Below are 22267 nucleotides of genomic sequence, written 5' to 3'. Positions count from 1 at the left end.
TCAGGCGGTCATTGCATTGATAACCCGGCCTTGGGAATGGGCGCCACTCACGCCGGCGCTGTCGGCGTGGGCGAAGGATCAGCCGGTGGGGCATCGCCTTGCCGGACCAGATCGTGCAAGCTCATGCCCGCCAGCGAGGTGGCTGCCGCCTGCTGCAACTGCATGACCAGCCCGTCCACCGCGGTCGAGGTCGGCACCGCCGGTGGTGGCATGAATCCGTCTTCGTCGGCTGCACGCACAGCCTCCAGCACGTCGGCCAGAAGGGGTTGGCGGGCTTTTTTGCGTTTGATCGCCATCAGCACCAGGTGGTGGAGTACTGGATATTGGAAGCTTTCCAATAAACCATCCAACAAGCAAGAAAAAACCGCCTAGGCCTTGCGACCTAAGCGGTTGATTCTGTTCGATATTTCTGGCTCCCCGACCTGGACTCGAACCAGGGACCTGCGGATTAACAGTCAGTATAAACCGGATTTTCTGGGACGCTATGGGACGTTCTGGGACGACGTAAAACCATTTTAAATCAATGGGTTACAAGAATTTGTTGTTTCATGCAGTCCCGCTGGGTAGCATTTGAGCTCAGGATTTTTCGGACACCAGTCGGACACGGAACACGCAAATGCCGCTCCTCACTGTCAGAGCGATTGAAACCCACAAAGCCAAAGCGCGGCCCTACAAGTTCACGCTCGACCGAGGCTTGCAGTTACGCATCGCGCCAGATGGCGTTCGCACATTGCTGGTCCGCTATACCGTCAAAGGTTCTGATGTTGAGCGCCAGTATCGATTACCGCAGGAGTATGGGGAAGGTCCGGGCCAAATGAAGCTGGCCACGGCCTGTGCCGAGGCCGCTCGCATCCGGGCTCTGGCCCGCGACGGCGTGGACTGGCCAGCCCAAGAGGAGGCACGGTTGCGGGCCGAAACAGCTGAACGTGAGCAACTGGACCGGCAAGAGGGCATGACCGTGGCCAAGGCACTCAGCGAGTACGTCGACAAGAAGCGGCGGGCAAAAGATGGTCTGCCACTGAAGGCCCGCACAAAAGCCGACTACCTGGCCATGGTCGAACCCGGGGAAGTAACCAAGACAGGCAAGAAACTGGCTGACGGGTTGCTATTTCGGCTCGCAGACAAGCTGTTGGTGAAGCTCACTTCCGATGACATTCGGGACCAGTATTCGTCACTGCTCAAGCGGTCAAAGCGGCAAGCTGACTATGCGATGCAGGTGCTGCGAGCGGTTATGCGATGGCATGGGGTTGGGGTGCCAGGCAACCCGTTGGGACGCGATACAGCTGGGCGTGATCGGATCGTGCTTACTCCAACGAAGGGGAATCCCTCTCCCATCCCCCCGGAACGACTCGGCGCCTGGTGGCGGGTGAGCGGCAAAGCCCCCTCACGAGTCGCAGCCGACTACTATCGTTTTCAGTTGTTAACCGGGTGTCGTGGAGGTGAGATTCATGGCGACAAGCGCTACAACTACCCGCCGATCAAGGTTAGTGACGTGGACTGTGATGCCGGAAAAGTCGTTCTGCGGGACACAAAGAACCGTAGCGACCACAAGCTGCTCCTGTCCCGACAGGCGCTGGAAATAGCTGCCAAGCACTGCGTAGGCAAGAAGCCCGAGGATGTGTTGTTCTCGATCACCGATGCCCGAAAAACGCTGAAGTGGATCAATGCGAAGGCAAAAACCGATGTGCAAGGACATGGCTTGCGCGATACATTTGCCAGCATCGCTGAAGAGCTGGTGTCAGGTGGTTTGCTGAAGCGAATGCTCAACCACTCGGTCGCAGGGGATGTGACCTTGGGGCACTACGTGGGCAAGAGTGAAGCGCAGTTGCGCGCCGGATGGCAGACGGTAGCTGACTTCATTGAGGCTGCGGCTCTGCAGCCAACGCCTGATGATGTGAAGGTGGTCTCTGGCGCCGCCACTGTGCGCGACTCAGTAGGTACCTCTGCAGGCATAGGTCTAGCCAGCTAAGTTCTAAGAACTTATCCGTAAATAGGTAAAATAGCAATCCGAGCCGCAGCGAACGCGGTGTCGGAGTGAGGTGTTGAGCAAACGAGTTGATTCCTGGGTGGTAACGGATGAGTTCTGGCAGCGCGTGGAACCGCTGGTTCCTCAGCGCGCGTTGGTGCCGGGCAAACAGTACGTTCGCAAGCCTGGAGCAGGTCGGCCGGCGAAGCCGGCGCGCCAGGTGTTCGAGGCCATCGTGTTTGTGTTGCGCACAGGCTGCCAGTGGAAGGCACAGCCAGCGAGTTGCGCTTCATGGGCCACACGCTGATGGAGAACCGCCATGGCCTGGTGGTGGGCGCCATGGTCACGCAAGCCGATGGCTACGCTGAACGCGAAGCGGCCAAAGCCATGGTAGCCCAAGCGCGTCAACGCAACCCCGAGACCGAGATCACACTGGGTGCCGACAAGGGTTACGACGCAGCGGAGTTCATCGAGGCCTTGCAAGAGAAGAAGGTCGTGCCCCATGTGGCACAGAACAAGTCGGGCAGAACGTCAGCGGTCCCGGATGCCATTGCCACCAGCGAGGGCTACGCCATCTCGCAGGAAAAGCGCAAGCTCATTGAACAGGGCTTTGGTTGGGGCAAGCTCATTGGTCCGATTCGTCAGGTGATGGTGCGCGGGGTCAAGAAGGTCGGCCTGCTCTTCACCATGACCATGGCTGCCTACAACCTCGTGCGCATGCGCTCCCTGGGACAAGTCCGTCTGGAGGTTGCGCAGTGAGCGCCAGATGAGCGTAAAAAGCCCTGCAAATGCGTAAAACAGCCCCCCTGGATGGCGCATGGCGCGATCGCGACCGACCAAACCATCCGAAACTGGCTCATCGTGCTGAGGCGGTCAGCTTCGGCAGGGGTATTTCAGCAGCCTGCTAAGATCTTTGCCCGCCTGATCTGATGACGTCGAATCTCACCCGCCTGTGAATCCATCTGGTAAACCTGAAAGACGCTCTTTGCGATATCCAGGCCAATGATGGGGAGCGATGCTGCTTCGAACATGATGAACCTCCAAAGTGGGGTGGAAACACCCTCACTTTGGCATCCGCTGCCTGTTCAAGCCAGAGACCGTGATCGAGTGCACTGCACAGCACGTGATAGGTGGGGTGACCATGCCATCTGACTGGCTCAGAAATTCGAGGGGACTTCAGGCTAACAAAATCAAGTCCGGATTGCCGGGGGGGCTTGTATGCACAGGGCTACCACTGCGTCGGTCAGGGCATCAATCGAGATTCCCTTTTTAGGATTGAACCACAGCGCTGACCCGTTCAATAGTCCAAAGATCAAATGGCGCGCAAGCGACACCTCGCCATGCAAGCAGCCGGTCGACGCGAGTTCTTGGAGCACGGGCGTCCATGTCGCTTCGTAGTCACCTTGCAGCTTCGCGATGACGTTGTGCTGCCTTGTGTTGAGAGAGCGGGACTCGTAGAGCACCGCATGCATGAAGTCGCTGCTTGGCCCCAGTAGCGTATCGAAATGCGATCGGATCAATTGCCGCAGCGTAGTCGCAGCGTCATGTTCGGCAAGGAGCACGATCGTCTGGCGCGCCAGCGCGCTACGCATGCCTTCCTGCATCACCTCATACAACAGCGCATCCTTGCTTTTGAAGTGACAAAACAGTGATCCGGAATGCATGCCAACGGCGCAGGCGATGTCGCGCGTGCTCGTGCCGTTGAAGCCGTTGCGTCGAAACAGTTTGGCCGCAGCCTTGACGATATCTTGGCGGCGGTTGCCTTCATTTCGCTCTTGCGGCGTCTTGCGTGGGCGGCCTCGCGGCCGCTTGGTTGCTGCGAAAGTGGGAAGGGAGCGCGCGGCACACATCATGCGCAAACGAGTAGCGACGCCTGCCAAAGGTGCCGGTTCGTAAGCTCAGGCCAGCCCGAAAGCGGCGGACGGAGGCCTTGACCGTGTTGCGAACCTTGGTCCGGCTGGTCGGCGCCGGGGATGACGGCCATCGGCTCAGTACGACTTCGGCAAGCCCAGCACATGTTCGCCGATGTAGTTGAGCAGCATCTCGTTGTTGATGGGCGCGATTTCCAGCAGGCGCACCATGGGCCACAGCGTAACGATGTCGTAGTCGCGGTCGAACCCGTAACCGCCGTGGGTTTGCAGCGCGGCCTCGACGGCGGCTACTGCCGCTTGCGAGCCTAGCAGCTTGGCCATGTTGGCATGCGCACCGGCGTCCTCGCCGGCGTCGAAGCGCTCGGCGGCGTTGTAGGTCATCAGGCGCGCCGCCTCGATTTGCGCCTTGGCCTGCGCCATGCGGTGCTGCAGCGCCTGGTAGGAGCCGATCGGCTTGCCGAAGGGCTTGCGATCTTTCGAGTAGGCCACCGCCTTGGCCAGCGCATAGTCACCCAGGCCGATGGCGGCGCCGGCGGCCAGCAGGCGCTCGGAGTTCAGGCCTTCGAACATCAGCTTGGCGCCCTTGCCGGCTTCGCCGATCAGCGCGTCGGCGGGCAGTTTGACGTTGTCAAAGAACACCATGTACTGGCGCTCGGCGGTCTCGACCTGGATGTTGAGTTGCGTGAGCTGGATGCCGGGCGTTTTCATGTCGAGCACGAACAGCGAGATGCCTTCGGTGCGGTTTTTCACCTCGCCTGCCTTGGTGGTGCGGGCAATCACCAGCATGTAGTCGGCATCGCGCGCGCCAGAAATGAAGACCTTCTGGCCATTGAGCACCCAGCCATCGCCGTCCGATGTGGCCAGCGTGGTCATGGCAAAGCTGTTGGTGCCGGCATTGGGTTCGGTGATGGCAAAGCACAGTTTCTTCTCGCCGGTGCAGGTGGGCGTGACGAACTTGCGGATTTGCTCGGGTGTGCCGTTGCGCATGATTGGCACCCGGCCCAGGCCGGTGACGACCAGAAACAGCGTGGGAACGCCGGCCAGCGCCAGGGCTTCATTGAGCGCGGTGATCTCCAGCACGCCGCCGCCTGAGCCGCCGTACTCTTCCGGAACCGACAGGCCTAGCAGGCCGAATTCGCCGAGCTTTTGCCACAGCTCGTCGGGGAAGCGGTCTTCCTTGATGCACTGCAGGATGTAGCTGCGTGGGTACAGGGTGGTGACGCCGCGGGCGGCTTCCTGCACGTCGCGGATGCGATCACGCAGGGCTGCGGAAGCGGTGTTGGCAATGGCGGTGGTGGCCGGGGTGTTCATGGTTTGTGTCTCCGTCTTGGGTTAGTGGGTGAACGTTCTCAAAGAGCCATGTCGGCTGGAATGGGTACCGGAAAATCGAGCAGCATCTGCGCAAAGGCTTTGCCCTGCGAGTCCATACGAACCGAAGCGATGCCGCCGCCGCCCAGGGCTTCGTGCATCAGAAAATTCAGCGCGTGCGTGCCAGGCAGATCAAAGCGCTGCACGCTGCCCTTGACGAGGTGGGCGAACCAGGCCGCCACCGCCTGCTCGCTCAGGGCGGCGCGGATGAAAGGCAGGTAAGCGGGCTTGCGCGCCAAGATGCCGATGTTGGCGGCGTCGCCCTTGTCGCCACTGCGGCCCCAGGCCAGCTTCACCAGCGGCACTATCCGCGTGCCGCGCGCATAGGCGTCGGCGTCAGGCAGCGGGCCGTCGACCTGGGGCAGGGTCGCCGGATCAAACGCCTGGCCGTGCCATGGCGGTGCCGCCACGGTCTGGTCGCCCATGTCGATGCTGGCGGCCACCTGTGCCTTGGGTACCAGGCAGGAGAACAGCCGCACCACCGGCTGCACCTTGGGCCGGCCGCCGGTGAAACCGGTGATGGCCGGTGCCGACATCAGGGCCAGCGGCGCCACTTCGCGCGAAAACAGTTCGAGCGCGTCCTTGACCGGGTGGCGCACGCCGACCTTGAGCATCACTTCGCGCGCATCGGGCCGCGCGTGGGGGCCGTAGGTGTCTTCGGCGCCGATGGCCTCGACACAGGTTTCGGTGAAGTCGGGCCAACCGCGCTGCGCATAGTGGCGCCGCATGCGCGCCAGCATGGCGGCGCCCACGCGCTGCGCCTTGGCGCCGGCATCGATGCCGCCGATCATGAACAGGCTCATGGCCCGAAAGCCGTCGGCGTAGGTGATGCTGGCCTTGGCCTGGTCGGTCGGCGGCAGGCCGCGCGCGCCCTTGACCTCGACGCGGTCGGGGCCGACCTGCGTCAGTGTCACGCCGGTAAAGTCGCACACCACATCGGGCAGGATGTAGGCGCGCGGGTCGCCGATTTCATAGACCATCTGCTCGCCTACCGTGGAGGGGCAGACCAGCCCGCCCGTGCCTTCGGGCTTGGTGATGATGAAGCTGCCGTCGGCGCGGCACTCGGCGACGGGAAAACCCATGTCGTCCCAGCCCGGTACCGTGTCCCAGTCGGTGTAGTTGCCGCCGGTGGCCTGCGTGCCGCACTCGATCAGGTGACCGGCCAGGCTGCCCTGCGCGAGCAGATCGTGGTCGGCGACGGTCCAGCCAAAGGCATGGATCAGCGGCGCCAGCGTGACCGCGCTGTCGACGCAGCGGCCAGTGACCACGATGTCGGCGCCGGCCGCCAGCGCGGCCGCAATCGGGAAGGCACCCAGATAGGCGTTGGCGCTCATGACCTTTTGCGGAAACGGGCTACCTGCGAACATCTCCTGGGTGCCGGCTGCGCGCAGTGCTTCCACCTGCGGCATCAGGTCGTCACCCAGAACGGCGGCGATTTTCAGATCGACACCTTTGGCCTGGGCTGCCGCCACCAGCGCGGCGCGGCAGGCGGACGGGTTGACGCCGCCCGCGTTGGCAATGACCTTGATGCCGCGCAACTTCAGTTCCTTCATCAGGGGCTGGAGGGTGGTCACGAAATCCGGTGCATAGCCCAGTGCCGGGTCTTTGGCCTTGGCGCGGCTGAGCAGCGACATGGTGATTTCGGCCAGGTAGTCGAACACCAGGACGTCGATGTTGCCGCGCTGCACCAGTTGGGCGGCGGCGAACTCAGAGTCGCCCCAGAAGCCCGAGGCGCTGCCAATGCGAAGGGTGTCTTTTTTCATGAATGTCTCCAGTTGATTGGGGGAGTGGGGTCAGCGCGGGGTGGTGGCAAGACTGCGTGGCCAGAACACGCGCCAGATACCTTTGGCTGTGGCGCAGACTGTGCCATGGGCATCCAGGAACTCCCCCTCTGCAAATGCAGTCGTGCGGCTGATGCGCACCACCTTGCCGCGCGCCTCAAAGCTATCGCCCAAGGCAGCGTTGAGGAAGGTGATGTCGAGGTTGATCGTGAACTGGCGCAGCTCGAAGGGGTCAATGTCGGCCGCCTCAGGCATGTCCAGCAGCGAGGAGATGATGGCCCAGCCCAGCGCGCCGTCAAACATATAGGAGATGACGCCGCCATTGATCACTGTGTCCGAACCGCCGCCGCCGCGTTGGGTGGGGAGGGCTTTGGGCAGTCGCACAATAGCTCTGCCCACGCCTGTTTCTTCCACTTCCAGCCCTTGCGCCTTCAGAAAGGGGTTGTCGTTCCAGCTTTTCTTGTAAGCGGCGATGCGGTCAAGGTGGGGGGCGTTGGCATTCATATGGGGTTCCTGAGGCTTGTTTAAAAATCGTAGGGGATTCAAAGCATCGCCAGTTGTTCGATGCGTTGCACATGGGCCGCCAACGAACGGCGCGCCAGTGGCCAGAGCGCTGCGGGCGTGTCGTCATAGGCGAGTGGCAGCCAGTCGTCCAGGCTGCCTTGCGGGACGGCGCGCATGGCCGCCAGCACCTTGGCCTCGCGCCGCAGGCGGTGCGCCTTGAGCTGCGCAATGGACTGCGCCGCCCAGCCGATGACGTGGCCGTGCGCCGGCAGGATGAATTCGATACCGTCCTCTTCGCAGGCCTGCGCCAGGCGGTCCAGCGAATCGAGGTAGGCGCTCATGTCGCCGTCGGGCGGGTCGATGATGGTGGTGCTGCCGCTGAGAATGTGGTCGCCCGAGAACAGCAGACCGTCTTCTTCGAGGATGAGGCAGAGGTGGTTGGCGGCGTGCCCTGGGGTATGGACCACGCGCAGGGTGCTGTGGTGCTCGCCATCGTGCAGCATCAGGCGCTCGCCGTCGGCCAGCGCGCGGTCGGGGGCGAAGGCTGCTGTGGAGCGGGCGGTGGCGGCGCTGGCCAGGCCCAGCACGGGCGGCGTACGGCCCGTCAGGCGGGCGCAGGCCTGGGCCAGCGGCCGTGCGGCGGGGGAGTGGTCGGCGTGCGAGTGGGTGCAGACGATGGCCGTGATCTGGCCCGCCGTGAACGCCAGCAGGCGCTCGATATGGTCGTTCAGCAAGGGGCCCGGATCGATGACGATGTAGCCACTGGCCGCGTCACCCACGATGTAGCTGTTGGTGCCGGGGCCGGTCATGACGCTGGCGTTGGGGGCGGTGAGGCGATGCAGGTTCCGCAGCAGGGGCACCGGCCGTTCGTGCTGCCAGTCCAGCGCATGTTCCAGTTGTCCGGATGGGCACACCAGCGCGAGCTCGGCGTAGGGCAGGTCCTGCTCCATGAAGCGCTGCGGTTGACCGCCGACCAGACCACCACGGGGGGTGGAGTTCCACAGTGGTTCGTCCTCGGTGCAGGCCGCCAGGGCCTGCCCGGCCTGTTCGAAGGCCGACAGCCAGTGCAGGGTGCGGATGGTGGGGAAGATCATGAAGAAGTTGCCGGCCTGGTGCTGCGCCAGCGCATCCTGGGGCCGGACCCAGACCGGCTCGAACTGCTCCATTTCGTCGGCCACCGGTTCCTGCTGGTCGGGCATCAGCGCAGCGAAGAAGACGGTGTCGAAACGCTTGGGCACGCTGCGGTCCGTGGTCCAGCAGGCCAGCATGCGCGCCTGATCGACCGCCAGTGACCAGCCCTGGGCTTGCAGTTGCGGGTACAGCGCCCGGCTGCGGTCCAGCGCTTGAAGGTGGGTGCGGGTGATGGGCCTGCCATCGGCCTGCACGGCCAGCAGGATGCCCAGTTCCTCGAAGGTTTCCCGCAGCGCCGCCAGCGCCGCCGTGCGGTAGCGTCCGCCCGCGTCGGGGGCGCGCGCCAGCGTGTGTGTCTGGTGGTCGTCGGCGTCCACTCGCCCGCCGGGGAACACATAGGCGCCGGGCAAGAAGCTGGCGTTTGGCGAGCGCCGGGTCATCAGCACTTCGACGCCCAGCGCTCCGTCACGCAGCAGCAGCAGGGTGGCCGCTGGGTGCGCCACGGCCGGTTCTTTGCGGGGGTGCAGTTGCAGGGTGGGGCGGGCCATGGCGGTGTTCCTTGCGCGGGGGATGGGGGCTCTACGCGCTGGCCGAATGGGTGCGCAGCAAGGCGTCGAGTGTGCTTTCCAGGTGGGTGAGGGAATTGCATTCGCGCGCGATGTGGCAATAGGGCGCGTAGCGCTTCATCTCCGAATCGCCCAGGCCCCAGAACGAGGTGGGCTCGGGATTGAGCCAGATCACCCGGCGCGCGCGCTCATAAAGCTGCTTCATGACCTCGACATGCGCCTCGCCGCGGTTGTTGCGCGCGTCGCCCAGGATCAGCACCGTGGTGCGGCGGTCGATGTCGCCCAGCAATTGTTCTTCAATATCGAGCAGGGTTTGACCGTAGTCGGTGCCGCTGCCGCCCACGGCCTGCATCACTTTGTCGACCGCTTGCTCGACCGGCAGCAGCTCGAAGGTGTCGCTCACGTCCACCAGGTGGTTGGTGAAGGCGAAACTGCGCACGTCGCTGACCTGCTCGCCCAGGCTGTGCAGGAACAGCAGCAGAAAGCGCGCGTACTGGCGCACCGAGCCGCTGACGTCGCAGATCGCCACCACGCGTGGCCGATCCACCACCTTGGAGCGCCAGAAGGTCTCGAACATCACGCCGTCGTAGGCCGCGTTCTTGCGCAGGGTCTTGCGGAAGTCGAGCTGGCCGCGCACCCGCTGCTTCTTGCGCCGCGAGTGGCGATCAGCCAGCCGCTTGGCGATTTTGCTGACGATGACGTGCATGCGCGCGAAATCGCGCTTTTCGATGTTGGAGAGCTTTTGCGTTTGCAGGAAGTCGTCGTGCAACTGGCGCGTCGGGGCCGTGCCGAAGAGCGCGAGTTTGCGTTCGACAAAATTGCGAACCTCCTCGAACAATTTTTTGCGCGCCAGTTCAAGCTCCTCGGCGCGCTCGGGCGCCAGCGTCTGGCGTTTGGCGTCAGAGATTTCGCGGTCCAGCAGTTCCAGGCCCATGGCCTGCTGGATCTTCTGGGTGTAAAAACCCTTTTGCGTGAAGAACCAGATGTCGGTCAGGCCCACCTCGCGCGCGGCTTCCTGCATGCGCTTGGCCAGCGCCGCCGAGTCGCCCGACAGCAACAACTGCGACAAGGCCTGGCCGCCGCTGCCCTGGCAACCGCCCGGCCCGCCGGAGCCGGTGGCTGTCTGGTTTTTGGGGCTTTGCTCGGGCGGGTCTTGCGCTGGTGTGGCGTCGGCGCCGGGTTGGACGCCGGGCCGGACCGCGCCGCCAGGGGCTGCCAGGTTTTCAAAAGAGCCGAAACGAAAGAAACGGTCAAAGGCCTCGTCGAACAGGGCGCGGTCGACCGTGGTCTTGGCCAGCGTGGTGCCCAGCGCGCTCTTGAGCAGGGCGCGGTCGCTCCAACCCACCAGTTCGACGGCACGCGCCGCATCGACCTGGGCGTTGAGATGGATTTCAAGGTCGCTGCCGCGCAGCGCCTTGAAAAAGTCTTCAAGCGTGGCTTGCACGGGGACTCTCCGCATCCTTGCGCGCTTGTTGCAGCAGGGTGGACATCTGCTCGTTGGCGGTGGCGATGTCTTGCTCGAACTTGAGGAAGACATTGAGCGTGTCGCGCACCACGTCCAGGTTCAGGTGTTCGGCGTGCAGCAGCAGCAGCGTCTTGGCCCAGTCGATGGTTTCGCTGACCGAGGGCAGTTTTTTCAGGTCCAACTGGCGCACCGCCTGGATGAAGGCCACCAGCTCCCGGTTCAGTGTTACCGACAGGCCGGGCACGCGCCGCTCCAGGATGCGCCGCTCCAGCGCGGCTTTGGGGAAGGAGATGTGCAGGTGCAGGCAGCGGCGCTTGAGCGCGTCGCTCATTTCGCGCGTGTTGTTGCTGGTGAGAAAGACGAGGGGCTTGACCTTGGCCTTGATGGTGCCGAGTTCGGGTACCGAGACCTGGTAGTCGGACAGCACTTCGAGCAGGAAGGCCTCGAATTCGGGGTCGGACTTGTCGATCTCGTCGATCAGCAGCACGCAGCCGCGCTCCTGGTGCAAGGCCTGGTAGAGCGGGCGCGGTTCGAGGAAATGCTCGCTGAAAAACAGGTCGTCGTGCGCATGCAGCTTGTCCATGGAGGCGGCCAGGCCGACGGCGCCCTGCATCATCTCGCCCAGCTTGTCCTTGAGCAGTTGCGTGTAGAGCAATTGCTTGCCGTATTTCCACTCGTACAAAGCCTTGGATTCGTCCAGGCCTTCGTAACACTGCATGCGGATCAGGGGCACGTCGAGAATCTCGGCCATGCCCTTGGCCAGTTCGGTCTTGCCGACGCCGGCCGGGCCTTCGACCAGGATCGGCTTTTCCAGGTTGAAGCCCAGATAGACCGAGGTGGAGATTTCGCGGCTGGCGATGTAGTCGACCGAGGCGAAGGCTTTGGCGACTAGGTCAACGGAATCAAAGTGGGCTTGGTGCAGTGATTTCATGGGTTGTCGTTGATTTCAAAAGGGTTTCTCCGGCCTGGAATTGCCGGGATTCGACGATGCTGCGGGCGATGCCCTGCACCAGGCGCAGGTCGCGCGCCAGGGTGAGCAGGGCCGGTTCATGGTCGTCCAGGGCTGCGGCAAAGGATTCACAGGTGCCTTGCCAGCGATCAAACAGGCGGCGCGCGCCCAGGTTGAACGCCGCCAGCGCCTCGTTGGGGCCATGCTGGTCCAGGTGCTGAGCGGCATGGCGTGCCACGGGCGAGAGGGCATCGAGTTCGAGTTGCAAGCCACCCAGGTCCCGGGTCAAAGCCGGCGTGCGGGCTGCATGGCGAAACCAGCGTGCCAGGGTATCCAGCTCGGCTTGCATGGCGCCGAGCATCGGGCCCAGCAGCAGCGCGTCTTCGATCGCGCGCAGTGGCCGCGCGATGGTGTCGAAAGCCTGCCCAAGCTCGCCCAGGCGCTGGCTTTGCGGCACCCGGCAGCCGACCAGGCGCAGGCCGCAATGGCCGAGCGGCGCCAGTCCGCGCACTTTGTCGTCCAGCTCGCGGGTCAGCCCCGGTGTGTTGGCTTCAACGACGAAGGCATCGAAGCGCTTGCGCCCTTCGTGTTCGCCGCTGACGGCCAGCACGATGATGGCATCGGCGGCCGGGCCGTTGCTGACGAAGGCCTTGTGGCCGTCAAGAAGCCATTCGTCGCCGTCCCGCACCGCACGGCAGCTCAGGTGTTTGGGGTGTGCGCCCGTGCCGGGCTCGGAGATCGCGAGTGCCAGCAGGGTGTCGCCGACCGCTATGGATTGCAGCAGCGCACGATGCCGGTCGCTGCGCAGATTCGGCGCCAGCACGAAGCGCGCCAGCATTTGCTGCATCATCCACGCCATGCCCAGCCCCAGACTGGCGGATTCCCGGGCGACGATGCCGGCCACAGTACTGACCAGCGCGGCGTCCGCTACGGGCGCCCCACCGTCGCTGTCGAAGCCCACGCCGAGCAGGCCGCTGGCGCCGAGGTGGCGCCACCAGGCGCGGGGGAAGCCGTGCGCGCAGTCAGGCGCTGGCGCGTTCGCCAGGGCCAGGCGCATGGCCTCGGGCAGCGCCGGGTCCGACTTGGGTTGCTCAGGGGATTGAGAGCGGCTCATAGGTCCATCCAGATCAGGCGTAAAACCCAAGCTGTCGCGCCGCCAGGTCGCGCATCACTTCTTCGGCGCCGCCACCGATGGCGTTGACCTTGACTTCGCGGTAAATGCGCTCCACCTTGACGCCGCGCATGAAACCGGCGCCGCCGTGCAGTTGCACCGCCTCGCTGGCGCAATAGGCCATGGTCTGGGTGGCCTGGTTTTTCAGCAGGCAGATTTCGCCCACCGGCGTGTCGCCCTCTTCGACGCGCCAGGCGAGCAATTCCAGCAGGGCCTGGGTCGCCTCGACGCGCATGGCCATGTCGGCGAGTTTGTGGCGGGTGACCTGCTGGTCGATCAACTTGCCGCCAAACATCTCGCGCTCACGCGACCAGGCCAGCGCCTCGTCCAGGCAGACACGGGCAAAACCGTTGGCGCCGGCGGCGAGAAAGATGCGCTCGCGGTTGAAATTCTTCATGATGGCTTTGAAGCCCTGGTTTTCCACCCCCACCAGGTTCTCCACCGGCACGCGGCAGTTGTCGAAATACAGGGTGGCGGTGTCGGAGCACCACCAGCCCATTTTTCTCAAGGGCGTTTGCGTAAAGCCGGGCGTGCCTTTCTCGATCAGCAGCAGCGACACGCCGCCCGGCCCCGGCCCGCCGGTGCGCACCGCCACGGTGTAGAAGTCGGCGCGCATGCCGGAGGTGATGAAGGTTTTCGAGCCGTTGACGACGTAGTGGTCGCCATCCCGGCGCGCCGTGGTCTTGAGGTTGGCCACGTCCGAACCGCCGGAGGGTTCGGTGATGCCGAGTGCGCTGATCTTCTCGCCCCGCAGCACCGGCGGCAAGACGCGCTGCTGGAGCGCCTCGCTGCCCACGTTGACGATGGGCGGGCAGCCGATGGTGTGCGACAGCAGACTCGCCAGCACACCGCCAGCACCGCAACGCGCCAGTTCCTGCGCGGCGATGATGGTCATGAACAGGTCGCCGTTGTTGCCGCCATGGCTTTGCGGAAAGCCCAGGCCCAGCAGGCCGATTTCGGCCGCCTTGCGGTACAGATCGACAGGAAAGGACTCGGCTTCGTCCCAGGCATCCACGTGCGGACTGATTTCTCGGGCGACGAAGCGGCGCATCGCATCGCGGAACGCCAGGTGCTCGGGCGTATAGAAGGGACTCTTGGCAGGCAGGGTTTCGGCAGGCATGGGTATTACTCCTCGTGGGTGTGGCGGATGTCGTGCGTGCAGGGCGGTGCGCGCCTCAATCAGGCTGCTCGACCAGCGACACCAACAAGGCGCGCGTGGCCACCTGGTCGCCAGCGCGCACCGCCACTTGGTCCACCACGCCGTCGCGACGGGCCAGCAGTTGGTGCTCCATCTTCATGGCTTCGAGCACCACCAGGCGTTGCCCCTTGGTGACGGTGTCGCCAGGTCGGACGTCAACGGCCAGTACCCGTCCATTCATGGGGGCGAGCACACGTGATTCCGCGCTGCCTGCAGCTGCGGCCGGTGGGTCATAGGTCAGGTCTTCAAAGCTGGCGCTCAGGTCGCCCAGTTCCAGGTGCAACACGCCGCCGGCAAACACCGCAGCCGCGTGCTGTTGCACGCCATCGGCGATCAGGTGCAGGCACTCGCCTTGACGCCCACTGAGGGTGACGTGGTGCAGCGCCGCGCCCACTTCGAGCGTGTAGCGGTGGGCGCCAGTGACCGTGATGTGCACGGCATGTCGGTGTTCGCCCTCGCCGATCAGCATCGGCCAGCGTGCCGGTCCGCTGGAGCGCCAGAGCGCGGCTGCGACCGGTGTGGCGCTGGCTTCAAACCACAGCGTGCCGGCCAGCGCCAGCGCCAGCGAGTCGGGCTGGGGCCGCACCAGCGCCGCAGCGCCGAAGTGATGGGCGATGAAGGCCGTGGTCGTTTCGCCAGCGGCGAAGGCCGGGTGGCTGGCCACGGCTTCGAGGAAGGCACGGTTGTGGGGCAGACCGAGCAGGCGGGTGCGTTGCAGCGCACCGATCAGGCGTCGCCGGGCTTCGTCGCGGGTGGCGCCGTGTGCAATGATCTTGGCGATCATCGGATCGTAGTGAGGGCTCACGGTCTGACCCGATGCCAGGCCGTGGTCAACGCGCACGCCTTCGCCCGTGGGCGGGCTCCAGAGCGCAACATCGCCACTTTGCGGCAGGAAGCCGTTGTACGGATCTTCGGCGTACAGGCGCACTTCGATGGCGTGCCCGTTCAAGTGCACTTGCTCCTGCGTCAGCGGCAAGTGCTCGCCACGGGCCACGGCGATCTGCCAGGCCACCAGGTCCAGTCCGGTGATGCACTCGGTCACCGGGTGTTCGACCTGCAGCCGTGTGTTCATCTCCAGAAAGTAGAAGCGCCCTTCGCTGTCGAGCAGAAACTCCACCGTGCCGGCGCCGACGTAGTTCACGGTGCGCGCAGCCGCCACCGCCGCCGCGCCCATTTGCTCGCGCAGCTGGGGCGTGACCGCCGGGGAGGGCGCTTCCTCGAACACCTTCTGGTGCCGGCGCTGGATCGAGCAGTCGCGTTCGCCCAGGTGGATGATGTGGCCGTGCAGGTCGCCAAAGACCTGGATTTCGACATGGCGCGGCTCAATCACCGCGCGCTCCAGGATGAGCTCTTCGCTGCCGAAGGCGTTGCCTGCTTCCGAGCGGGCGCTGGCCAGGGCGACCGCGAGGTCTTGCGGGCGTTCGACCAGTCGCATGCCTCGCCCGCCACCGCCCGCCGCCGCCTTGACCATGATCGGGAAACCGATCTCGGCAGCCTTCGTGAGCAGCGTGGCATCGGACTGGTCAATGCCCTGATAGCCCGGCACGCAGGGCACGCCCGCCGCCAGCATCAGGCGTTTGGCGCCGGCCTTGTTGCCCATTTTCAGGATGGCCTGCGGGTCCGGGCCGATGAACACCAGCCCGGCGTCCAGGCAAGCTTGCGCAAAGCCGTCGTTCTCGGACAGGAAGCCGTAGCCGGGGTGTACCGCGTCGGCACCGGTGCTGCGCGCCGCCGCCAGCAGCGCCGCAACGTTGAGGTAGCTCTCGCGCACCGGCGCCGGGCCGATGCACACGGCCTCGTCGGCCAGGGCAACATGCAGCGCCTGGGCATCGGCTTCGCTGTAAACGGCCACCGTGCGGTAGCCCAGCGCCTGGGCCGTGCGGATGATCCGGCAGGCGATCTCGCCGCGGTTGGCAATCAGGATTTTGGTGAAGTTCATCAGGGTTCTCACATCCGTGCCACGCCAAAAGTGTTCGAAAGCAAGGGCCTCAACCCGGCTTCCCGACACACCGCCAGGGTGGTGGCGAGCGCGCGGCGGGTGTCGCGCGGGTCGATGATGCCGTCGTCCCACAGGCGCGCGGTGGCAAACAGCGAATGCGATTCGAGGTCAAAACGTGCCAGGATCTCGCTTTTCATGGTGGCCATGGTTTCGGCGGGTGGCTCCTTGCCAGTGCGGGCAAATTTTTCTTCGGTGACGATGCGCATCACGGTGGCGGCCTGCTCGCCGCCCATCACAGCCACCCGCGCGTTGGGCCAGGCGAACACGAAGCGCGGATCGTAGGCGCGGCCGCACATGCCGTAGTTGCCGGCACCGAAGGAGGCACCTGTCATCACGGTGATTTGCGGCACGGTGGCATTGGCCACGGCCTGGATCATCTTGGCGCCATGCTTGATCATTCCGACCTGCTCCACATCCTTGCCGACCATGAAGCCGGTGGTGTTCTGCAGATAGACGATCGGGGTGCCCGACTGGCAGCACAACTGGATGAACTGGGTTGCCTTGGTGGCGCCTTGCGGATCAATGGGCCCGTTGTTGCCGATGAAGCCGCAAGGGTATCCCTCGATGGCACCATGGCCGCACACGGTGCCGGAGCCGTACAGCGGTTTGAATTCGAGGAAGTCGGAGTCGTCGATCACCCGCGCCAGCACTTCGCGCATGTCGTAGGGCTGGCGAAAGTCAACCGGCACCACGCCCGCCAGTTGCTCGACCGGATAACGCGGCTCTTTCCAGATCTTCACCGCGCGCATCGGCAAGCGGTCGTTCCACGGCAGCCGCGCCAAGATGTCGCGTGCGATGCGGATGCCGTCGGCGTCGTCCTCGGCCAGGTACTCGGCCACGCCCGACATCGAACAGTGCATCTCGGCGCCGCCCAGCTCTTCGTCGGTGGCGATCTCGCCGGTGGCGGCTTTTAGCAAGGGTGGGCCGGCCAGGAAAGCCTTTGCACGGCCGCGCACCATGATCACATAGTCGGACATGCCCGGAAGGTAGGCGCCGCCGGCAGTTGAGTGGCCGTGCATCACGCAGACCTGCGGAATGCCCCTGGCCGATAGCCGCGCCTGGTTGGCGAAGCCGCGGCCGCCTTCAATGAACACCTCGCCCACATGCATCAGGTTGGCGCCGCCGGACTCGACCAGTCGCACCACTGGCAGTTTGTTCTCCAGTGCGATGGCTTCGGCGCGCAGGCTCTTCTTCATGCCCATCGGTGTGATGGTGCCGCCCTTGATCGCGCTGTCGGAGGCGATCACCACGCAACGAATGCCCGACACCACCCCGGTGCCGCAGATGATCCCGCCCCCCAGCACGTTCTTCTCGCCGTCGTCGTCGTGCATCCTGAAGCCGGCCAGGGTCGAAAACTCCAGCCACGACGAGCCGCGGTCGAGCAGCAGCGCGATGCGCTCACGCGGCAGCAGCTGCTTGCGGGCGCGGAACTTGGCTTCTTGGCTGTTCGACGTGTTGCGCACACGGTCTTCGAGCGTGCGGAAACTGTCGATCAGCGCGAGCATCTGTGCGCGCTCGCGCAGGAAGCTCTCTGACTGCGGGTCGACTTGACTTTGAATGGCGGGCATGGGTGGTTCTCGCTGAAAGGTCGCAGTGAACGAATGGGGTCACAGGCCTGCTTACAGGTCGTAAAAACGCTCACCCTGATCGGCCATGCGGCGCAGCAGTTGCGGCGGCGCAAAGCGCGCACCGTGCCGCTCGGCCAGGGTCTCGCAGGCCTTGACAAAAGCGGCCAGCCCCAGGCTGTGGATCTGGCCGATTGGGCCGCCCAGGTAGGCCGGGAAACCCCAGCCCAGGATCGCGCCGACATCGGCATCGATGGGCGCCAGCAGCACTTTTTCTTCGAGGCAGCGCGCGGTTTCGACCGATTGGATGAACATCAGGCGTTGCTTGACCTCTTCGACCGTGGGTTGCGTGGCCGCCAGCGGGAACGCCTGCGCCAGGCCTGCCCACAGTTGCTTCTGGCCATCTTGCGGGTAGTCGTAGAAACCCTTGCCGGTCTTTTTACCCAGTCGTCCCAACTTGTCCACCATGCGGTCGCAGACGTCGTCGATGGCGCTGCGCTGGTAGGCCTTGCCGAGGTCGGCGGCGGTCTGTTTCCGGATGCGCGCCATCAATTCGAGCGAGACTTCGTCGGCCAGCGCCAGCGGCCCCACCGGCATGCCGGCCATGCGCCCGGCGTTGTCGATCAGCGCCGGCTTCACGCCTTCGGCCAGCAGCGCCAGGCCTTCGCCGACGTAGGTCGAGAACACCCGGCTGGTGTAGAAGCCGCGGCTGTCATTGACGACGATGGGCGTCTTGAGGATCGCCTTGACGAAGTCCATGGCACGGGCCAGGCATTCATCACTGGTGGCCTGGCCGCGAATGATCTCCACCAGCGGCATCTTGTCGACTGGCGAGAAGAAATGCAGGCCGATGAAATTGGCCGGACGTGCGGACGCCTCGGCCAGCCCGCTGATGGGCAGGGTGGAGGTGTTGGAGGCGAAGATGGCGCCGGGGGCGATCACCGCCTCGGCCTTGCGCGTCACGTCGGCCTTGATGGCGCGGTCTTCAAACACCGCTTCGACCACGATGTCACAGCCTGCCAGGTCGGCGAAGTCGGTGGTCGGTTTGATCAGGGTGAGCTTGGCATCACGCTCGGCCTCGGTCATGCGCTTGGCGGCCACGCGCTTGTTCCACAGGTTCTCGCTGTAGGCCTTGCCCTTGGCCGCGCTGTCGGTGCTGCTGTCGAGCAGCACCACTTCCATGTCGACCTCGGCGGCGGCGAAGGCAATGCCCGCGCCCATCATGCCAGCCCCCAGAATGCCGACCTTGCGGTAGCTGGCCTGAGGCACGCCCTTGGGCCGGGAGGCCAGCTTGCTGGCGGCGGGAATGCCAAAGAACAGCGAGTGAATCATGTTCTTGGCCTCTTTGCCGGTCGTCAGCTTGACGAACTCGCGCATCTCGACCTTGCAGCCGGTGTCGATGTCGACCTGGCAGCCGTTGTAGACGCAGTTCAAGATCGCCTCGGGCGCGGGATAGTTGCCAAAGGTCTTGGCGCGCAGCATGGCGTTGCCTGCGGTGAAGGTTTCGTAGCCCATGGGGCTTTGCACGGCGCCGCCCGGCAGCTTGAAACCCTTGCGGTCCCAGGGCTGAACAGCGGCAGCGGCACCGTCGGTCAGCAGCCACTGCTTGGCGCGGGCCAGCAGTTGGTCGGCCGGCACGACTTCATCGACCAGACCCGCTTCCAGGGCTTTTTTCGGGGCGAGCTTTTTGCCTTCGAGCAGGAAGGGCAGCGCGTTGCGCACGCCGATCATGCGCGGCAGACGCTGCGTGCCGCCTCCGCCCGGCAGTAGGCCAAGGGCCACCTCGGGCAGGCCGATGAGGGCCTTAGGGTTGTCGGCGGCAATGCGTCGGTGGCAGGCCAGCGCGACCTCGTAGCCGCCGCCAAGCGTGGTGCCGTTGAGGGCCGCGACGAAGGGCTTGCCGCTTTTCTCAATGCCGCGCATCAGGGCGTGCAACTGGGTGACAAAGTCCATCATGCCGGCCACGTCGGTGATGGCGAGCATCATGTTGAGGTCGGCGCCGGCGATGAATTCGGGCTTGGAGGATGTGACGACCACGCCCTTGACGGCAGAATCCGCTTGGGCACGCTTCACGGCGTCGGCGAAGGCGGGAATGGATTGCCCGTTGAGGACGTTCATCGGCACGTCCTGCATGGCCCAGGTGATGGTGGCGATGCCGTCGGCATCAACCTTGTAGTCAATAGTCATGGTGGTGGTCCAGGTCTGTGATGAGGATCGCGTCGTGCCGGGGCTTCAGACGCGCTCGATGATGGTGGCGGTGCCCATGCCGGCGCCCACGCACAGCGTGATCAGGCCAGTGGACAGGTTGCGCCGCTCGAGTTCGTCGAGCACGGTGCCCAGTATCATGGCGCCGGTCGCGCCCAGCGGGTGCCCCATGGCAATGGCACCGCCGTTGACGTTCATCTTGTCGTGCGGGACGTTCATCACTTCCATGAAACGCAGCACGACCGAGGCGAAGGCTTCGTTCAGTTCATATAGGTCGATGTCGCTGGCCCTCATGCCGGCGAGCTTGAGCGCCTTTTCCGCCGAGTAGGAGGGGCCGGTCAGCATGATGGTGGGTTCGCTGCCGATGGAGGCGAACGAGCGGATGCGTGCACGGGCTTTCAGGCCCAGCAGCTTGCCGGCCTCGGCGTTGCCGATCAGCACCGCGGCCGCGCCGTCAACAATGCCCGACGAGTTGCCGGCGTGGTGCACGTGCGCCATGCGCTCGATCTCCGGATAGCGCTGCATGGCCACCGCGTCGAAGCCGTATTTCTCGCCCTGCACCTTGAACGCAGGCTCCAGCTTGGCCAGCGACTCCAGCGTGGTTTCGGCGCGCATGTGTTCGTCGCGATCCAGTACGACGCAACCGTTCACGTCCTTGACGGGAACAATCGACTTGGCGAAGCGGCCTTCGGCCCATGCGAGTGCCGCGCGGCGCTGGCTTTCGACCGCGTAGCTGTCAACATCGTTGCGGCTGTGGCCGTAAAGGGTGGCAATCAGATCGGCTGAAATTCCCTGCGGCACAAAATAGGTCGGAATCGCTACCGCGGGGTCAGCCGCCCAAGCGCCGCCGCTGGTGCCCATGGGCACACGGCTCATGCTCTCGACGCCGCCGCCGATGACCAGTGGCGACTGGCCCGACATCACCTTGGCGGCGGCCATGTTGCAGGCCTCCAGGCCCGAGGCGCAAAAGCGATTGATCTGCACACCGGCAGCGCTTTCGTGGTAACCGGCGGCGATGGCCGCAACGCGGGCGATGTTGGCGCCTTGCTCGCCGGCGGGTTCGACGCAGCCGAGGATGATGTCGTCCACGAAGGCGGTGTCCAGGGTGTTGCGGTCGCGCAGCGCCTGCAGCGCGGTGATGGCCAGACTGATGGGCGTGCTGCCGTGCAGCGCACCCGAGCTGCGGCCCTTGCCGCGCGGCGTGCGCACGGCATCAAAAATGAATGTTTCGGTCATGGTGGGTTTCCTTCTTTCTGAATCTGTGGAAGCGATAGGCAAGATGGCGGAAAGCGGCTGGCGGCGTGTGCTACAGCGTACGGCTGATGATTTCCTTCATGATTTCGTTGGCGCCACCGTAGATGCGCGCGACGCGCGCATCCGCATAGGCGCGGGCAATCGGGTACTCCCACATGTAGCCGAAGCCGCCGAACATCTGCAGGCATTGGTCGATCACCTTGCAGTGCAGGTCGGTGGTCCAGTACTTGGCCATCGCGGCGGTGGCGGCATCAAGCTGACCATCCATCAGCAGGCCGAGCAGGCGGTCGACAAAGACCTGTGCGATCTGCACCTCGGTTTTCATTTCGGCGAGCTTGAAGCGGTTGTGCTGGAAATCGATCACGCGCTGGCCGAAGGCCTTGCGATCCTTGGTGTAGGCCAGCGTCCATTCGAGCGCGGCCTCGGCGCCCGCCACCGCGCCGATGGCGATCTGCATGCGCTCCCAGGCCAGTTCCTGCATCAGCAGGAAAAAGCCCTTGCCCTCGCCGCCGAGGATGTTGCTGACCGGCACGCGCATGTCTTCGAAGAAGAGTTCCGAGGTGTCCTGCGCCTTCATGCCGATCTTTTCGAGGTTGCGCCCGCGCGTGAAGCCGGGGCGATGGGTCTCAACCAGCACCAGCGAGGTACCCTTGGCACCTTGCGTCGGGTCGGTCTTGGCGACAACGATCACCAGGTCGGCGTTCTGGCCATTGGTGATGAAGGTCTTTTGACCATTGATCACCAGTTCGTCGCCGTCACGGACCGCGCTGGTGCGCACGCTTTGCAGGTCGCTTCCTGCGCCCGGCTCGGTCATGGCGATGGCGCCAATCACCTCGCCGGTGGCCATTTTCGGCAGCCAGCTGTGCTTTTGCTCCTCGGTGCCGTAGGCCAGGATGTAAGGTGCCACGATGTCGGAGTGCAGGCCGAAGCCGATCCCGCTCGTGCCAGCGCGCGCGACTTCCTCGATCAGCACGGCACTGTGCAGGCGCGTGCCGCCACCGCCGCCGTATTGCTCGGGTATGGCGGGGCACAGCAGGCCCGCGGCGCCGGCCTTGCGCCAGACGGCGCGCGGCACGATGCCATAGGTTTCCCAGCCAGCGTGATGGGGGATGACCTCTTCTTCCAGAAAGCGGCGGGCCTGGTCCCGGAAGAGTTCGTGTTCTTCACCGAAGAGGGTGCGGTTGAGCATGGGCCTGTCCTTGAAGTTAGATTGAGATTGACACTGGCATGGCCGACGGCTGCGAAGAGTGGCTCGTCCACGCGGGACGGCGCCG

At 64.6% G+C, this 22267-nt stretch carries 17 protein-coding genes and 2 pseudogenes; 3 read left to right on the top strand and 16 right to left on the bottom strand.

Features of this window, described 5'->3' with window-relative positions:
* Nucleotides 1-47: 47 nt before the first annotated feature.
* Nucleotides 48-296 (bottom strand): hypothetical protein, encoded by a 249-nt coding sequence (locus AC0GNO_RS11100; RefSeq protein WP_472903944.1) that lies wholly within the window; start codon nt 294-296, stop codon nt 48-50.
* A 320-nt stretch (nt 297-616) separates the two neighbouring features.
* Between AC0GNO_RS11100 and AC0GNO_RS11095 the strand changes: the two genes are divergently transcribed.
* The 3 genes and pseudogenes from AC0GNO_RS11095 to AC0GNO_RS11085 all read left to right on the top strand — a co-directional run.
* Nucleotides 617-1969, top strand: coding sequence for a tyrosine-type recombinase/integrase (locus tag AC0GNO_RS11095; protein ID WP_008905361.1), 1353 nt, complete (start codon nt 617-619; stop codon nt 1967-1969).
* Nucleotides 1970-2042: 73 nt separating this feature from the next.
* Nucleotides 2043-2243: pseudogene (locus AC0GNO_RS11090) on the top strand (transposase); the annotation flags it as partial.
* A pseudogene (locus AC0GNO_RS11085) lies at nt 2237-2725 on the top strand (transposase); the annotation flags it as partial. The pseudogenes AC0GNO_RS11090 and AC0GNO_RS11085, both read left to right, overlap by 7 nt.
* Before the next feature lie 134 nt (nt 2726-2859).
* Here AC0GNO_RS11085 and AC0GNO_RS11080 read toward each other — a convergent pair.
* From AC0GNO_RS11080 to AC0GNO_RS11010, 15 genes are all read right to left on the bottom strand, one after another.
* Nucleotides 2860-2997: a hypothetical protein gene (locus tag AC0GNO_RS11080; protein ID WP_008905363.1), complete on the bottom strand. Its 138-nt coding sequence runs from the start codon at nt 2995-2997 to the stop codon at nt 2860-2862.
* Nucleotides 2998-3156: 159 nt separating this feature from the next.
* Nucleotides 3157-3846, bottom strand: coding sequence for a TetR/AcrR family transcriptional regulator (locus AC0GNO_RS11075; protein WP_237707255.1), 690 nt, complete (start codon nt 3844-3846; stop codon nt 3157-3159).
* A gap of 108 nt (nt 3847-3954) precedes the next feature.
* Nucleotides 3955-5148 carry an acyl-CoA dehydrogenase family protein gene (locus AC0GNO_RS11070; protein WP_008905365.1) on the bottom strand — a complete coding sequence of 398 codons (1194 nt, stop codon included), beginning with the start codon at nt 5146-5148 and terminating at the stop codon, nt 3955-3957.
* A gap of 38 nt (nt 5149-5186) precedes the next feature.
* The gene (locus tag AC0GNO_RS11065) at nt 5187-6968 is read right to left on the bottom strand and encodes an acyclic terpene utilization AtuA family protein (protein ID WP_008905366.1); all 1782 of its coding nucleotides are present in this window, start codon (nt 6966-6968) and stop codon (nt 5187-5189) included.
* Between the two features lie 30 nt (nt 6969-6998).
* Nucleotides 6999-7490, bottom strand: a complete 492-nt coding sequence (locus tag AC0GNO_RS11060; protein WP_008905367.1) for a PaaI family thioesterase — start codon at nt 7488-7490, stop codon at nt 6999-7001.
* 38 nt (nt 7491-7528) lie between these two features.
* Nucleotides 7529-9169 carry an MBL fold metallo-hydrolase gene (locus tag AC0GNO_RS11055; RefSeq protein ID WP_008905368.1) on the bottom strand — a complete coding sequence of 547 codons (1641 nt, stop codon included), beginning with the start codon at nt 9167-9169 and terminating at the stop codon, nt 7529-7531.
* A 31-nt stretch (nt 9170-9200) separates the two neighbouring features.
* Nucleotides 9201-10631, bottom strand: coding sequence for a vWA domain-containing protein (locus AC0GNO_RS11050; protein ID WP_008905369.1), 1431 nt, complete (start codon nt 10629-10631; stop codon nt 9201-9203).
* Nucleotides 10615-11583 (bottom strand): AAA family ATPase, encoded by a 969-nt coding sequence (locus AC0GNO_RS11045; RefSeq protein ID WP_008905370.1) that lies wholly within the window; start codon nt 11581-11583, stop codon nt 10615-10617. The genes AC0GNO_RS11050 and AC0GNO_RS11045 overlap by 17 nt, the downstream gene beginning before the upstream one ends.
* Nucleotides 11555-12715: an acyl-CoA dehydrogenase family protein gene (locus tag AC0GNO_RS11040; RefSeq protein WP_472903943.1), complete on the bottom strand. Its 1161-nt coding sequence runs from the start codon at nt 12713-12715 to the stop codon at nt 11555-11557. The genes AC0GNO_RS11045 and AC0GNO_RS11040 overlap by 29 nt, the downstream gene beginning before the upstream one ends.
* Before the next feature lie 13 nt (nt 12716-12728).
* Nucleotides 12729-13892: an acyl-CoA dehydrogenase family protein gene (locus AC0GNO_RS11035; protein WP_008905372.1), complete on the bottom strand. Its 1164-nt coding sequence runs from the start codon at nt 13890-13892 to the stop codon at nt 12729-12731.
* A gap of 55 nt (nt 13893-13947) precedes the next feature.
* Complete coding sequence (locus tag AC0GNO_RS11030) at nt 13948-15909, bottom strand: acetyl-CoA carboxylase biotin carboxylase subunit (protein WP_008905373.1); 1962 nt, start codon at nt 15907-15909, stop codon at nt 13948-13950.
* Between the two features lie 8 nt (nt 15910-15917).
* On the bottom strand, nt 15918-17537 hold the full coding sequence (locus AC0GNO_RS11025; RefSeq protein WP_008905374.1) for an acyl-CoA carboxylase subunit beta: 1620 nt from the start codon (nt 17535-17537) through the stop codon (nt 15918-15920).
* A gap of 51 nt (nt 17538-17588) precedes the next feature.
* Nucleotides 17589-19721 carry a 3-hydroxyacyl-CoA dehydrogenase NAD-binding domain-containing protein gene (locus AC0GNO_RS11020; RefSeq protein ID WP_472903942.1) on the bottom strand — a complete coding sequence of 711 codons (2133 nt, stop codon included), beginning with the start codon at nt 19719-19721 and terminating at the stop codon, nt 17589-17591.
* Nucleotides 19722-19766: 45 nt separating this feature from the next.
* Nucleotides 19767-20975: an acetyl-CoA C-acetyltransferase gene (locus AC0GNO_RS11015; RefSeq protein ID WP_008905376.1), complete on the bottom strand. Its 1209-nt coding sequence runs from the start codon at nt 20973-20975 to the stop codon at nt 19767-19769.
* A gap of 70 nt (nt 20976-21045) precedes the next feature.
* Nucleotides 21046-22182, bottom strand: a complete 1137-nt coding sequence (locus tag AC0GNO_RS11010; RefSeq protein ID WP_008905377.1) for an acyl-CoA dehydrogenase family protein — start codon at nt 22180-22182, stop codon at nt 21046-21048.
* Nucleotides 22183-22267 lie beyond the last annotated feature (85 nt).

The organism is Hydrogenophaga sp. L310 (assembly GCF_055703065.1).
This window is presented reverse-complemented; position numbering and strand designations above follow the sequence as displayed.